Source organism: Bradyrhizobium sp. NP1, from assembly GCF_030378205.1.
GTDB lineage: Bacteria > Pseudomonadota > Alphaproteobacteria > Rhizobiales > Xanthobacteraceae > Bradyrhizobium.
In genome coordinates this window covers 1,244,547-1,257,020 of record NZ_CP127385.1, presented here as the reverse complement: position 1 = coordinate 1,257,020, position 12,474 = coordinate 1,244,547, and the positions used below count along the sequence as shown (strand labels likewise).

At 66.6% G+C, this 12,474-nt stretch carries 12 protein-coding genes; 4 read left to right on the top strand and 8 right to left on the bottom strand.

Annotated elements, in window-relative coordinates; genetic code table 11:
* Positions 1-13: 13 nt before the first annotated feature.
* The 3 genes from QOU61_RS05960 to QOU61_RS05950 form a co-directional block, all read right to left on the bottom strand.
* Complete coding sequence (locus QOU61_RS05960) at positions 14-1,591, bottom strand: hypothetical protein (protein WP_289657195.1); 1,578 nt, start codon at positions 1,589-1,591, stop codon at positions 14-16.
* Between the two features lie 300 nt (positions 1,592-1,891).
* On the bottom strand, positions 1,892-2,140 hold the full coding sequence (locus QOU61_RS05955; RefSeq protein ID WP_289657194.1) for a hypothetical protein: 249 nt from the start codon (positions 2,138-2,140) through the stop codon (positions 1,892-1,894).
* Between the two features lie 144 nt (positions 2,141-2,284).
* Positions 2,285-3,469, bottom strand: a complete 1,185-nt coding sequence (locus QOU61_RS05950) for a DUF2125 domain-containing protein (RefSeq protein ID WP_289662297.1) — start codon at positions 3,467-3,469, stop codon at positions 2,285-2,287.
* A 269-nt stretch (positions 3,470-3,738) separates the two neighbouring features.
* Here QOU61_RS05950 and QOU61_RS05945 point away from each other — a divergent pair, with 269 nt between their 5' ends.
* Positions 3,739-4,347, top strand: coding sequence for a gamma-glutamylcyclotransferase (locus QOU61_RS05945; RefSeq protein WP_289657193.1), 609 nt, complete (start codon positions 3,739-3,741; stop codon positions 4,345-4,347).
* A 13-nt stretch (positions 4,348-4,360) separates the two neighbouring features.
* Here QOU61_RS05945 and QOU61_RS05940 read toward each other — a convergent pair whose 3' ends face one another.
* From QOU61_RS05940 to ftsE, 4 genes are all read right to left on the bottom strand, one after another.
* Positions 4,361-5,128: a lysophospholipid acyltransferase family protein gene (locus QOU61_RS05940; protein ID WP_289657192.1), complete on the bottom strand. Its 768-nt coding sequence runs from the start codon at positions 5,126-5,128 to the stop codon at positions 4,361-4,363.
* An 11-nt stretch (positions 5,129-5,139) separates the two neighbouring features.
* Positions 5,140-5,856: a YdcF family protein gene (locus QOU61_RS05935; protein WP_289657191.1), complete on the bottom strand. Its 717-nt coding sequence runs from the start codon at positions 5,854-5,856 to the stop codon at positions 5,140-5,142.
* Between the two features lie 98 nt (positions 5,857-5,954).
* On the bottom strand, positions 5,955-6,923 hold the full coding sequence (locus QOU61_RS05930; RefSeq protein ID WP_289657190.1) for a cell division protein FtsX: 969 nt from the start codon (positions 6,921-6,923) through the stop codon (positions 5,955-5,957).
* A complete protein-coding gene (ftsE, locus tag QOU61_RS05925) occupies positions 6,916-7,575 on the bottom strand; it encodes a cell division ATP-binding protein FtsE (RefSeq protein WP_289657189.1) in 660 nt (219 codons plus the stop codon). Before ftsE ends, QOU61_RS05930 begins: the two co-directional genes overlap by 8 nt.
* A gap of 326 nt (positions 7,576-7,901) precedes the next feature.
* Between ftsE and QOU61_RS05920 the strand changes: the two genes are divergently transcribed.
* Both QOU61_RS05920 and QOU61_RS05915 read left to right on the top strand, forming a co-directional pair.
* Positions 7,902-8,717: an MJ0042-type zinc finger domain-containing protein gene (locus QOU61_RS05920; RefSeq protein WP_289657188.1), complete on the top strand. Its 816-nt coding sequence runs from the start codon at positions 7,902-7,904 to the stop codon at positions 8,715-8,717.
* Positions 8,718-8,724: 7 nt separating this feature from the next.
* Positions 8,725-9,099, top strand: coding sequence for a response regulator (locus QOU61_RS05915; RefSeq protein ID WP_289657187.1), 375 nt, complete (start codon positions 8,725-8,727; stop codon positions 9,097-9,099).
* A 150-nt stretch (positions 9,100-9,249) separates the two neighbouring features.
* On the opposite strand, the gene QOU61_RS05910 is transcribed toward QOU61_RS05915, so the two are convergent.
* The gene (locus QOU61_RS05910) at positions 9,250-11,808 is read right to left on the bottom strand and encodes a TIGR02302 family protein (RefSeq protein ID WP_289657186.1); all 2,559 of its coding nucleotides are present in this window, start codon (positions 11,806-11,808) and stop codon (positions 9,250-9,252) included.
* Between the two features lie 160 nt (positions 11,809-11,968).
* Here QOU61_RS05910 and QOU61_RS05905 point away from each other — a divergent pair, with 160 nt between their 5' ends.
* A complete protein-coding gene (locus tag QOU61_RS05905; RefSeq protein WP_289657185.1) occupies positions 11,969-12,349 on the top strand; it encodes a carboxymuconolactone decarboxylase family protein in 381 nt (126 codons plus the stop codon).
* The last annotated feature ends 125 nt before the right edge of the window (positions 12,350-12,474 follow it).

The following is a 12,474-nucleotide window of genomic DNA, read 5'->3' as shown; positions in this document are numbered from 1 at the left end:
CGTGAGCCCCTTTTTATTTGTCGAAGGGGTAGTAGCGGATCTGGCTCATGACGATGTGATCGTCGGTCCTTGGCGCGCCGCCGACGCCGTCGAAGGCGAAGCGCTGGTTGTAGGAGTACTGCACGCCCGCTTTGACCGTGCCGAAATTGCCGCGATAGACGGTGTCGTAGAACCCGAGGGTGTACTGCCTGATCTCGCGGGTATTGCCGTTGCAGGTCGCCGCCGGCGAGTTCTCGACGTTGCAGCCCAGGTTGTTGTAGAGCGGGTTGCCGTAGCCGAACGGCACGCTGCCGACATCCATGAACGCCGCCTTGGCCTTTTCCAGACCGGCATAGCTGTAGATGTCGAGCGTCGGCAGGGTATGCCAGATCAGGCCGACGGCGGCGGCGGTGATGGTCAGCGGCAGGATGGTGCCGTCCTGCGCCAGCGTCGCATCCGGGAACGGCGTGGCGGTGAAGCGGCCGAGCGCACCCTGGGAGCCATAGACCTGAAGTTCGAGCGTTTTCGGAATCAGCTCCGCATTGATATGGCCGCCGAACGCGCCGGTGTCATAGGTGTGATTGGCGAAGTTGAAGCGATCGAACATCTGCCGATACATCGCCCATGCTTCAATGTGGAACCGGTAAGGCCCAAGCCGCGGGTCGTATGACGCCTTCACCGTGAAGTCAGGCACCTGATTGAGGCTCAGATTGTTGGCGTTGTTGAAGAAGCTGCCGCCCGGACCGGTCAGGTTGACGAGCAGGTTCGGGTTGAGCGTGCCCTGCGGACCAACGGCCGGCGTGCCGACGGTCGGCGTGTTGCCGCCGAAGAAGGCGGTCTGCGGATTTTCGGCCGATGCCGCGATCCTGAACTCGGGCGTGACATCCTGCCAGACGCGCACGCCGGGCTGGCGCGCGGCAAGGAAGCCGGGCACCGATTCGAAGTCGATCACGCCTGGCGCGTCGACGCCTCGTGGATCGATACCGTATTTGCTCGGCGCATTGAGCGACCAGGTCTGACCGGCGAGCACGTGGAAGCCGATGTCGTTGCGGTCGACCGTCACGCTGAGCTGACGCATGCGCGGGTTGAACGAGTTGGTCGCCACCGAGTTGGCGGTCTGTGCCGCGCCCTCGAAGTCGATTTCGCCGTAGCCGGCAATGTGGGTATCCGCTCCGACATTGCCCTCCGCCACGACCGAGAAACGGCTCTGGCGCGCCGAGAAACGCGATTCCGGCGTGTAGAAGTTCTTGGCCTGGGCGAATGGAATGAAGTTGTAGACCGACCCCGTATCGGAAGCGAGGTTGCGGGTCCGATAGATGTGGGTGAGGTCGACCCAGCCGCCAAATGTCAGCGTGACACCGTTGTAGCAGACCTTTCCGGCCGGGCAGAGATCATCCGGCGCCTTGTAGGTCATCGGCGTCTGGCTGATCGCCTTGGCCTGCGCCGCCTCGATCCGCTTTTCGCGCTGCGTCTGATTGTCCACCTTGTCTTCGAGCTGCTTCAGCTTGGCTTTGAGCGCCCTGATTTCGGCCGCCGCGTCGTCTTCCGCAAAAGCCTGGCTCGCAGAACAAAGAAGGGCCCCGCCAATAAGTACGCATCCCAATAGTCTCACTTGAACCTCCCGCCCAAGAAGAAGCGCGATTGCGCACATCGCACCTCCCCGAGGTGTGTGCATGCTTCCCCAGTGCGAGAGACTTGGGTTCGGGGTCCGATATTCTCGGCCAAACCAATTTTTCAGATCACGTTTCGCTCGCAATTTGTTGCGGGAATTTTTTCGCCGATCTCCGATCTGGCGCAGCCGTGCGCGAGTGGAAACAAAAGAGCCCAGCCGGGGCATGGCTGGGCCCAAGTTGCTTGGAGGCTTAACAGAGAGACGTCGTTGTTATCCCAGGTGCCGGCCGGTGGCCGACCGTCAGTGCTTGATCGTGGTGCGGCTCACGAGCTTGTGCGGCTTCATGGCCACGCGCATGTCGGTGTTGCGCAGTGTCTGCTGCGCCATCGCTTCTGAAGGCGCCGCACGGCTCGAGCCGATGCCGAGATCGCCGTTCGGATAGGCGAAGGCGTAGGCACCCGGCTCCTGGATGGCCTGCTGCGCCAGAACCGGAGTCGCCACGGCCGCCGACAGAACCAGCGCTGCGCCGAACAGTTTGAAAGTCGTCATGATCCTCTCCCTTGCATCGGCCGCAACCTTTCGTCGCCGCCGTCTGCAGACAAGACTGAGGTGGGAGGGGATCCATTCCCGGCGGCGCCGGCTCTGGCGATCACGCTTAGGCGATTGTGGCGTTATCGCGTCGTTAGCGGTTTGTTAAAACAGCGGAGGCACTTGCGCCACGCGCAGCGGGCCGAGAAACACCGCGCCGTCGACAAAGCGCAGCGGAAACGACCGCGCCTTGTTGCCCTCGAGCACTGTCTCGCTGCCGAGCGAATTGATGCCGGCCGCAACGCCCGCGCCGGCATTCTGCTTCACGATCTTGCCGAGCCCGGGAATGGCGCGGTCGAGCGCGCCGAACAGGTTGTTGATGTCCTGGGTCTTCACGCCGGGCGCGACGCGATCGAGCGTCGCCTGCGGCACGCCTTCGTCGAGCATCTTCTCGATGCCCAGCGCCGGGATCACCTTCTCGAGGCCGGCGACCGTCATCTGCAATTCGCCCTCGATGCGTCCGTTCGCATTCAGGCCGAGGGTGCCGGCCGCGACTGCCACCAGGTCGCCCTGCTGGATGCGCGACTGCACCACCTCGACGTGGCCGTTGGCAGCCTGGATTTCACGAAACCGCTCCGGCCAGGGTTTTGGCGAAAAGTCCTTCAACCCGCTCAGCATCATGCGCGCGTCGACGTCGAACGGTTCGGCAAGCAGCGGATGCAATCCCTTGACGCTGCCGCCCTCGATCCTGGCGACCGTCTCGATGACCGGGTGATCGGCAACCGAGCCTCCAGCCAGACGCCCGTGCAGCTCGACATGGGAGGCGTTCGCGAGCGGCGTTTGCACCGATCCCTCGACGCGCTCGATGGCCGGATTGTCGAACACGATCGAGGCGCGCTCCGGAATGTCGGGCAGGCCGACGATGCTGCTGCGGCCCTTGCTCCAGTTGACGGCGAAGGAGGCGGCGCCGCGATCGGTGATCGTCGCGGGCGAGGCAAATTCGGCGATCACGCGCTTCGGATCATAGACCTGCGCGACCACGAGGATCTCGCCGAGCCTGGCGGTGACCGGCGTCGTTGCGCCCGCGGTCTGCGCGACCAGCGATACGCTCGCACCGTCGCAGCGGATCTCGAGCCGGAACGGGTAGCCGGCCACCGACCGCCTGGCGCAATCATAGACGCGGCCGGATTTCGCTTCACGGGCCCGCCAGGCATCCGCCTGCACATCGACCTGCGAGGCGGCAAAGAACCAGAATGCGCTCCAGGCGATCGCGGCGATGAGAAGGAGAGCGGGTGCAATGAACAGGCCCCAGAGCGGGCGCCGGCGCGGTGACTGTGGAGCGGACCTGATGTCCGCCCCTGGCTCGCCGTGGTTCTCGGATGCGAACGTCAAATCCCGGCTCCGCCTGTAACTTTGAAACTTGCCAGTGGTCTTTCGCTGCCAGCATTCGCAAGCGTGCCTTCCGTGCGGCATGCGAATGTTACAATCGGACCACTGGCCATGGTATCGGCCATGGCGCGACCCTTTGACCAGCAATTTTGTCAATAAAGGGGACGGTGACGGCGCAATCAAGTTACCGGATTTTCATCCTCCGCCAAACCCTGCTAAGCCTGCACAAAATGCCCCTGACCCTCCCTCCCGATACCGAATCCGACCACGGCGATCTCTGGGTGTTCGGCTACGGCTCGCTGATGTGGAAGCCCGGCTTCGCCTTCATCGAGCAGGTGCCGGCGCGGCTGATCGGCGAGCATCGCGCGCTCTGCGTCTATTCCTTCGACCATCGCGGCACGCCGGAAAAGCCGGGGCTGGTGCTCGGGCTCGATCGCGGCGGCGCCTGCCGTGGCATCGCCTTCCGCGTCGCGGCCGCGCGGCGCGCCCATACCATCGACTACCTGCGCAGCCGCGAGCAGACGACCAACGTCTATCGCGAGGTGATGCGCTCGGTGTGGCTCGAGGACGACGCGCGACGACGCGTCAGCGCGCTCGCTTACGTGGTCGACCGCGGCCATGTGCAGTATGCCGGGCGGCTTTCGCTCGCCGAGCAGCTCCGCCTGGTGCGGCAGGGCCACGGCCGCTCCGGCAACAACCGCGACTACGTGCTGTCGACGGTGCGCTCGATCGAGGCGCAGGGTTTTCGCGACGGACAGTTGCATCAGCTCTCGCTGATGCTGCATGACGACGCGCACTCGCTGCACGGCGCTCCACCGGAAACGAGCGCCGAAGCCTAGTCGGGCATCATGCCTATGCTTCGGCCGAACCATCGGCGCGGCCGAACAGCTTCGCCTGCTCGAGGCGGCCGGCCTCGACCAGCCGCGCGGTCGCGCTCTCGATCGCCTCGCGGGTGCGGCGCAGGAATTCGTCGCGCGACAGGCCGGCCGGCAGCGGATCGAGGAATTCGACCACCAGCGTGCCGGGATAGCGCATGAAGGTGCGGCGCGGCCAGAACAGCCCGGAATTGAGCGCGACCGGCAGGCAGGCCACGCCGCAATCGACATAGATCAGGCCGACCCCGCTCTTGTAGTGCGGCGGCGCGCCGACCGGGGTGCGCGTGCCCTCGGGGAAGATCACGAGCTGGCGGCCGCGGCGAACCACTTCGCCGGCGCGCCGCGCCATCCGCATCAATGCTCGCGCTCCCGCCGCGCGATTGATCGCGATCATGTCCGCCTTGATCAGGAACAGGCCGAACACCGGAATCCAGGTCAGCTCGCGCTTGAGGATGAAGATCGGACGCTCGAAGAAAGGCAGCAGCGCGAAGGTTTCCCACATCGACTGGTGCTTGGAGGCGACGATCAGCGGACCCTTGGGAATCTTCTCGACGCCGCGGAACTCCACCTTGATGTTGCAGATTACGCGCATCAGGAAGATGCTGGCACTCGCCCACCAGTGCGCGACCGTAAGCAGCGCCGGCAGCGGCATCACGAGCGTCGGCAGCGCGATGATGATCAGCGCCACCAGCACGACATAGAACGCCACGTTGAAGACGAGCGAGCGCAGAAAAATCGAAGCCATCGAAGATCCGATCAGTTGGCCTGGGCGGTCGCCGGCCGGCGCGGCGACGCGCCGCCCGGCTGGTCCGGCAGTTCGGGCGTCAAATCGAGGCCGAGATCGGCCAGCCGCACCCGCAACTCGGCGGCGACATATTTGACGTATTCCGACAGCAGCAGGCGCAAGGTCGCGCCACTCGTCCACCAGGGTTCGTCACGCCATTTTTCGCCGACCACCGCGAACGGGATAAGCTCGATTTCCGGCATGGCGTGCGCCAATTCGACGATCGCGCGCGGCATGTGGTAGTTTGAGGTGACCACGATCAGCGACTTGAACCCGCGCTCGCGCGCCCAGCGCCTGGTTTCCGCGGCATTGCTGCGGGTGTTGACGGCGGAGTGGTCGAGGTCGACGCAGCACCCCATCAGCAGCTGGCTGTCCGGCAGCGAACGGGAGATGTCGTTGGCGTCGTTGGTCGGGTGCACCCCCGAGATCAGAAGCCGCTTGCCGTAGCCGGCCGCCAGCAATTCCATCGCATCCGAGATGCGCGAGGAGCCGCCGGTCAGCACCACGATGCCGTCGGCCTGGCGCTCGGGCGCGGTTTCGGCGCCGCGAAGCTGCGACAGGAAGTAGACAAAGCCAACCGACGCCGCGACGAAAGCGATCGCGAGCGCCGTCACGACGCCCGCGCGCACGATACCGCCAAGCGGACGTGCTGGCGCCTTCGGCGAGATATTGTCGGCCCGCTGACCCATGCGACGGCTGCTGATGATCCCTTCCCCGGTGCAATTCTAAAGGGTTTTACGGCCAAGTGGAATCACTCGGGCCGCGCCATATGGTCCGGTCCGGCCGGTCATTCGATCTCGTCGAGGGTGGCGAACAGCGTCCGCCGCGACGCCCAGGCGGTGATCGCGCCAATCAACACGGCCTGGATCGCCAGCACCAGATAGCCGGAAGGCCGCAGCGAGAATGTCCCCAACAGCGCGGCGAACTGATCCCCGATCGGGGTGCCTGAAAACCAGGTGGCGATCGATTCCGAAAAGCCGAAACACAGCATCGCGAAGCCGCCGCCGATCAGGCCCCCCTCCAGCCCCAGGCGGAGGAAGTGCCAGAAGAACCGGTCGGCGATGTAGCGGTCGCCGGCGCCGACGAAATGCAGGACTTCGACGATCGGGCGGTTCGCCGCCATCGCGCCGCGGGTGGCGAACGACACCGAGATGATGGTGGCGACGATGACGAGGGCCAGGATGCCGAGGCCGGCCGCGAAGGTCGCGCCCGTCATCGAGCGCATCCGCTCGATCCAGGCGCGGTGATCGTCAACGCTGGCGGTGGGCGCGGCCTGCGCCAGGCGCGCCCGCAGGGCCACGAGGTCGAGCGGGGTGCCGGGCTGCACCCGGGCGATGATCACCCGCGGCACCGGCAGGTCGTCGAGCGACAGGCCGCTGCCGAGCCACGGCTCCAGCAGCTTCGCCGACTCCTCCCTGGTGAAGGGCTTGACCTCGACGATCCCCGACTGGCCGCGCATCGCGGCGCTCGCGGCAGCCACGTCGCGCTCGATGTCGCGCCCGGCCTGCGGACGGACCTGGATCGTGATCTCGCTTGCGACATCGGACTGCCATTCGGCGGCCGAGGCGCTCACCAGCAGCACGGTGCCGGTCGTGACCGACGCCAGGAAGGTCATGATCGCGACCACCGCGACCAGCGCGCGGCCCGCGATCGAGGCACGCGGCACGATCGGCGACAGGTTGCGGGCGCGCACCGGCACCTGCGGACGTTCATGTCCGAGGTCGACCAGGGGACGCCGTGTCTCGTTCCTATTCATAGATGTGCAGCCGTCCCTGATGCAGCACCAGCCGCCTTGCGTCGTACTGGTCCATCAGCGTGATGTCGTGGGTCGCGATGATCACCGCGGTGCCCAGCTTGTTGAGCTCGATGAACAGCCGCAGCAGCCGCCGCCCGAGCGTCGGATCGACATTGCCGGTCGGCTCGTCCGCCAGCAGCAATTGCGGGCGCGAAATCACCGCGCGCGCGATCGCGGCGCGCTGCTTCTCGCCGCCGGACAGGATCGGCGGCAGCGCATCCATGCGCTCGCCGAGCCCGACCCACTTCAGGAGGTCGATGACCTCCTTGCGGTAGCTCGATTCGTCCCGGCCGATCACGCGGAACGGCAGCGCCACGTTCTCGTAGGTCGTCATGTGGTCGAGCAGGCGGAAATCCTGCAGCACGATGCCGATCCGCTTGCGCAGGTCGGCGATCTCGTCCTTGCCGAGCAGCGACACGTCGTTGCCGAACAGGTTGACCAGCCCCCGCGTCGGCCGCAGCGACAGGAACAGCAGTTTCAAGAGCGAGGTCTTGCCGGCGCCGGACGGGCCGGTGAGGAACTGGAAGGAGTGGGCGGGGATCTCGAAGGAGAGGTCGCGCAAAATCTCCGGGCCGAGCCCGTAACGCAATCCGACATTTTCGAACCGGACCAAGGTCAGCTCCGTTCGAGGCGTGGGGCGGCCGGTGCGCGTGACCCGGCGGCCGGAAACCTCACCGGTTTTGCGTCGGTTATGGTTTCCGATTCGTTAACGGTCGGCTTGTAGCATTGCGTTTGCCGGTTTTTGACCGGTGTGGCGAATTTGACGTTCCTATCGGCATCGCGGCGGGTCATCCGTAGGGACGTCAAATCCAAAGCCTCACTGGAATCATAGAGTTGCTGGTGTCCCTCTGCTCCCGACGCTTGTAAAAGCGCCCGCTGCAAAGGGATACAAGCGCCGGTAGCGGACACCAGTCGCCTCATTGGTGGAGAACAGGCTCCATGCACATCGTTTGCCCTCATTGCACGACTTCCTATGCGATCAACCCGGCTACTCTCGGCGCGGAGGGGCGGACTGTCCGCTGCTCCCGCTGCAAGGAGGTCTGGCTGGCGCGGCCGGAAGATGCAATCGAGCCGGCCCCGGAACCTGCCCTGGCGGAAGCCGGCGAGCCGACGACGGGCGTGTCGGCGCCGGGCTGGGACACCCATACCCGCGACGAGCCCGAGCCCGAGGCGCCGGTGATCGACAGCCCCTCCATTGCGGCCGACTGGCCCTCCGCGGCAACCCGTGACGCCGAGGACGACTGGCAGGGCATACCAGGCTCACCCCGCCGGCGCCGCCTGCGCCTTTCAGGCCTTTTCTCGTGGCTGACGCCCAATATCGGCCTGCCGACCGCCTGCGCCGGCATGGCTGCGCTGGTCGTCGCGCTGATCGTCTGGCGCGCCGACGTCGTCCGCCTCCTGCCGCAGACCGCCTCCTTCTACCGGATGGTCGGGCTCGATGTGAACCTTCGCGGCGTCGTATTCAAGGACGTCAGGATCACAACCGAGACCGTCGAAGGCAAGCCGGTGCTGGTGATCGAGGGGGTGATTGTCGGCCAGACCCGCAAGGCGGTGGAACTGCCGCGGCTGCGCTTCTCGGTGCGGGACGCGCAGGGCGCCGAAATCTATGCCTGGAACGCCGTACTCGACCAGACCGTGCTGAAACCCGGCGAGCGCGCCCTGTTCAAGTCGCGCCTCGCCTCTCCGCCGCCCGAGGGGCGCAACATCGACATCCGCTTCTTCAACCGGCGCGACCTCGCCGGCAACAGCGCGTGAGGCCGCCGTGGCGCGGGTCCTGATCACCGACGACGAGGAGCCGATGCGCCTGCTGGTCGCGCGCGCGATCGCGATGGACGGCCACGAAACCGTCACCGCGCAGGACGGCGCCGAGGCGCTGGACATCCTGATCCGCGAAGAGGGCGCCTTCGAGCTGCTGCTCACCGACATCCAGATGCCCGTGATGGACGGGATCGCGCTCGCGCTGTCCGCGGCGCGCGACTTTCCCAGGCTGACGATCCTCCTGATGACCGGCTATGCCGACCAGCGCGAGCGCGCGTCCAACCTTCAGGCGATCGCGCATGACGTGATCACCAAGCCGTTCTCGGTGGCGGACATCCGTACCGCCGTTGCGGACGCGCTGGCGTCGCGGAACAGCTAACGGATTGCGTGGACCTTCAAGCCTGCTCATGCCCCGCGAAGGAGGGGCATCCAGTACGCCGTGGCGTTTCGATTCGATCGTCGGTGCTTCTGGAATACCGGGTCGCCCGGTCAAGCCCGGGCGACCACAGCCTGAGAGCGCAGGAAGCGCTCAATAATCCTTCAGCAGCCGCTCGATGTAGTCGAGCTCGATCTGCGGCCGCGCCGGATCGGCCAGGCGGCGGCGGAGTTCCTCGAGGATGCGGCGCACCCGCTGCACGTCGATCTCGCCCGGAATCTTCACCGTGTAGTCGTCGCCGAATTCGCGGCCGTGCAGCGGCCGTCCCAAGGGATCGGTCTGGTTGCCGCCGCTCTGCTGGCGGCCGACCCGGTTGCCGGGGCCGTCCTGACCGTCGCCGTCGCCCTGCTGCATGGCATCGGCCAGGCTCTGCTGGCCCTTGCGCAGCGCCTCCAGCGCCTTGCCCTGCGATTCGACGGCGGCATCGGCATTGCCCTCGCCGAGCCGGCCCGAAGCGTCGCCCATGGCGTTGTCGGCCTCGCCGAGCCCGTCGCCATCATCCTGCTCGCCTTGCTGGCCCTGTTCGCCCTGCTGGCCGCGCTGACCCTTCTCGCCGCGCTGGCCGGGCGCCATGCCGCGCCGGGCCAGCTCCTCCTGCAGCTTCTTCAGCCGGTCGCGCAGCCCCTGCTGGTCCTGCTGCAGGTCGCCCATGCCCTGGTCGCCCTGCTTGCCGCGCAAGCGGTCGCGCCGCGAATCCTGACCCTGCTTGAAGGTGCGGTCGCGCAACTGCTGCTGCTTGCGGATCATGTCGCCGAGCTCATTGAGCGCCTGCTCCATGTCGTCGTCGGCGCCCTGGCCGGGCTGGGCCATCTGCAGGTTCTCCAGCATCTGCTGCAACTGGTCGAGCAGTTGCCGCGCGCCCTCCTTGTCGCCGGAGCGCGACAGCCGCTCCATGCGCTCGATCATGTTGTTGAGGTCCTGCTGGCGCATGATCCTCGTGTTGGGATCGAGCGGACGCGCCAAAGCCTGCGGATTGTTGCGGAACTGCTCGACAAGCTGGCGCATGTAATTGTCCAGCGCCGCGCGCAGATCCTGGGTGAGCTTCTTGATCTCCTCATCGCTGGCGCCGCGTTCCAGCGCCTGCTTGAGCGCGTCCTGCGCGGCGCGCAGCGCCTTGTCGACATCGGTGATGTTGCCATCCTCGATGGTCACGGCGAGCGCCCAGAGGCTCGCGACCACCTCGCGCAAGCCGTCGTCGGTATGGGCCGCCTCGAGCTCGCGGGCGATGTTGTAGAGCCCGAGATAGTGCCCGGTCTGTTCCGGCATGAACAATTCCGGCGCGATCATCAGCGCCTCGAGCGCCGCGAACACGTCGGAATTCCTGTTGGCGTCGAGCGCGAGGATACGCCGCTGCTCGATCAGCGCACGCGCCAGCGGCTTGGCGAACAGCCGCTCCGGCAGGCGCATGGTGAACGGCTCGCTCTTGCCCTCATTGCCGGCTTCGTCCTTCGCCGTCAGCGTCAAGGTGACATCGGCCCCGGCGTAAGGGTCCTCGCTCAGATCCTTCACGGTCTGGCCGACGCCGCTGCGCGTCCGGGCATTGGGCAAGACCAGCGCAAATTGCGGCGGGGCGAACAGCGGCCGCGGCTCCCGCGCATCCTTCGCGGCCTCGGCGGAGCGGGCGGCGAAATGCGCCTGCGCTTCGGTGACGCCGTAATCGTCCTCGATCTTGTAGGACAATTGCAGCGCGCCCCTGGCCTGGCGTTCCGGATCCTTGGCGAGCGCGATGGTCGGCGTCCGGTCGGGCGTGGCGGCAAAGCGCCATTGCGGCTGGCCGGAGGGCGCGCGGACGTGAACCGTGCCGTCGCCGGCGATGGTGAAATGCCGCTCGTTGGTCCCCTTCGGCGCCTGCTCGGCCGCGGCCGCCTCGGTGATGCCGCCACCGGTCACGACGTCGAGCGTGCCGCCGCTCGAGCGCACGATCAGGGTCGAGCCGGCCGGCACCGGCAGCGGCCCGGACGCCGGGAGCGCGGCCTCCTTGTTGGCGGCGGAGAGGATGATCGGCGGCCGGCCGGTATAGAGCGGCGGGGTGACCCAGGCGTCGACGCGGATATTGGCCGGCGCCAGCATGCCGTTCCAGTCGAAGGCGGCCGCAACCCGCATCGCGCGCTCGTCGCCGGCGGCGACATAGGTCGCGACCAGCATCACCATCACGAGCGCGCGCAACGCCCAGGGGTCATGGATGGCGAGCCGCGGCGACGGCAGGCCGGCGCGGATCCGTTTCAGCGAGGCGAGCGTGCGCTCGCGTTGCGCCTGCCACAGCGCCTGCGCGACCGGGTCCTGCGACTGCAGCGTGTCGCTGAGCGCGGTGGCCGGGCGGTGCGCAATGCCGGAGCCGCGGTCGAGCCGGCTCAGGCCCTGCTCGCGGCTCGGCCAGCGGAAGCGATACAGCGGGAACAGCGCGGCCAGCGCCAGCACCACGAACAGGCCGAAGCCGATCGCGCGGCCGGCGAACGGCAGGGCGAGCCAGAGGCCGGCCCAGGACACCACAAGGAACAGGCCGACGACGGTCAACAACCGCGCCAGCGGCGGCCAAACGCCCTCCCACGCGATCGCATAGCGCGCCCGCTTGAGAGCCTGCGTCAGTTTCAGCCGCGAGAGGGCGTCGGCATTGCGGGCCTCGTCGCGCGGGTCGGGGTTGGCGCCGTTCAACAAAATCTCCGAATTCACCGGCAGGACAGCCTAGCACAACGGCAGCACTGAGGCACCCGTGCCTGCACGGGGACCCGGCCTCTCCGGTGCATAACACGAAGGCGTGACTAGGCCGCCGCGACCTCGTAGTTTCCGCCCATCAACCACCTAGGGAAACGTCATGGACCAGAAAACGCACGACAAAGGGCTCGAAATCCGCAAGGCGGTGCTGGGCGAGGCCTATGTCAACAATGCGCTGAAGAACGTCGACAGCTTCAACAAGCCGTTCCAGGAGCTTCTGACGGAATATTGCTGGGGTGCGATCTGGGGCCGCGAGGAGCTGCCGCGCAAGACCCGCAGCATGCTCAACCTCGCGATGATCTCGATCCTGAATCGCCCGCATGAGCTGCGCGCCCATATCAAGGGCGCGCTGACCAACGGCGTCACGCGCGACGAGATCCGCGAGATATTCATGCAGGTCGCGATCTATGCCGGCGTGCCGGCCGGCGTCGACAGCTTCCGCATCGCGCGCGAGGTGTTCGCCGAGATCGACAAGGGCTGAGAGATGCTCGATCCGTAGAGAGATTAGGCCGTCATTGCGAGCGAAGCGAAGCAATCCAGAGACGCAGCCAAGGCTGGATTGCTTCGTCGCTTTGCTCCCCGCAATGACGAAAGCGAGGAAATGCT

Excerpts from the sequence above, each read along its gene's own strand:
- QOU61_RS05955 (WP_289657194.1), bottom strand. The coding sequence starts at position 2,140 with ATGACGACTTTCAAACTGTTCGGCGCAGCGCTGGTTCTGTCGGCGGCC.
- QOU61_RS05945 (WP_289657193.1), top strand. The coding sequence starts at position 3,739 with ATGCCCCTGACCCTCCCTCCCGATACCGAATCCGACCACGGCGATCTC.
- QOU61_RS05940 (WP_289657192.1), bottom strand. The coding sequence starts at position 5,128 with ATGGCTTCGATTTTTCTGCGCTCGCTCGTCTTCAACGTGGCGTTCTAT.
- QOU61_RS05935 (WP_289657191.1), bottom strand. The coding sequence starts at position 5,856 with ATGGGTCAGCGGGCCGACAATATCTCGCCGAAGGCGCCAGCACGTCCG.
- QOU61_RS05930 (WP_289657190.1), bottom strand. The coding sequence starts at position 6,923 with ATGAATAGGAACGAGACACGGCGTCCCCTGGTCGACCTCGGACATGAA.
- QOU61_RS05920 (WP_289657188.1), top strand. The coding sequence starts at position 7,902 with ATGCACATCGTTTGCCCTCATTGCACGACTTCCTATGCGATCAACCCG.
- QOU61_RS05905 (WP_289657185.1), top strand. The coding sequence starts at position 11,969 with ATGGACCAGAAAACGCACGACAAAGGGCTCGAAATCCGCAAGGCGGTG.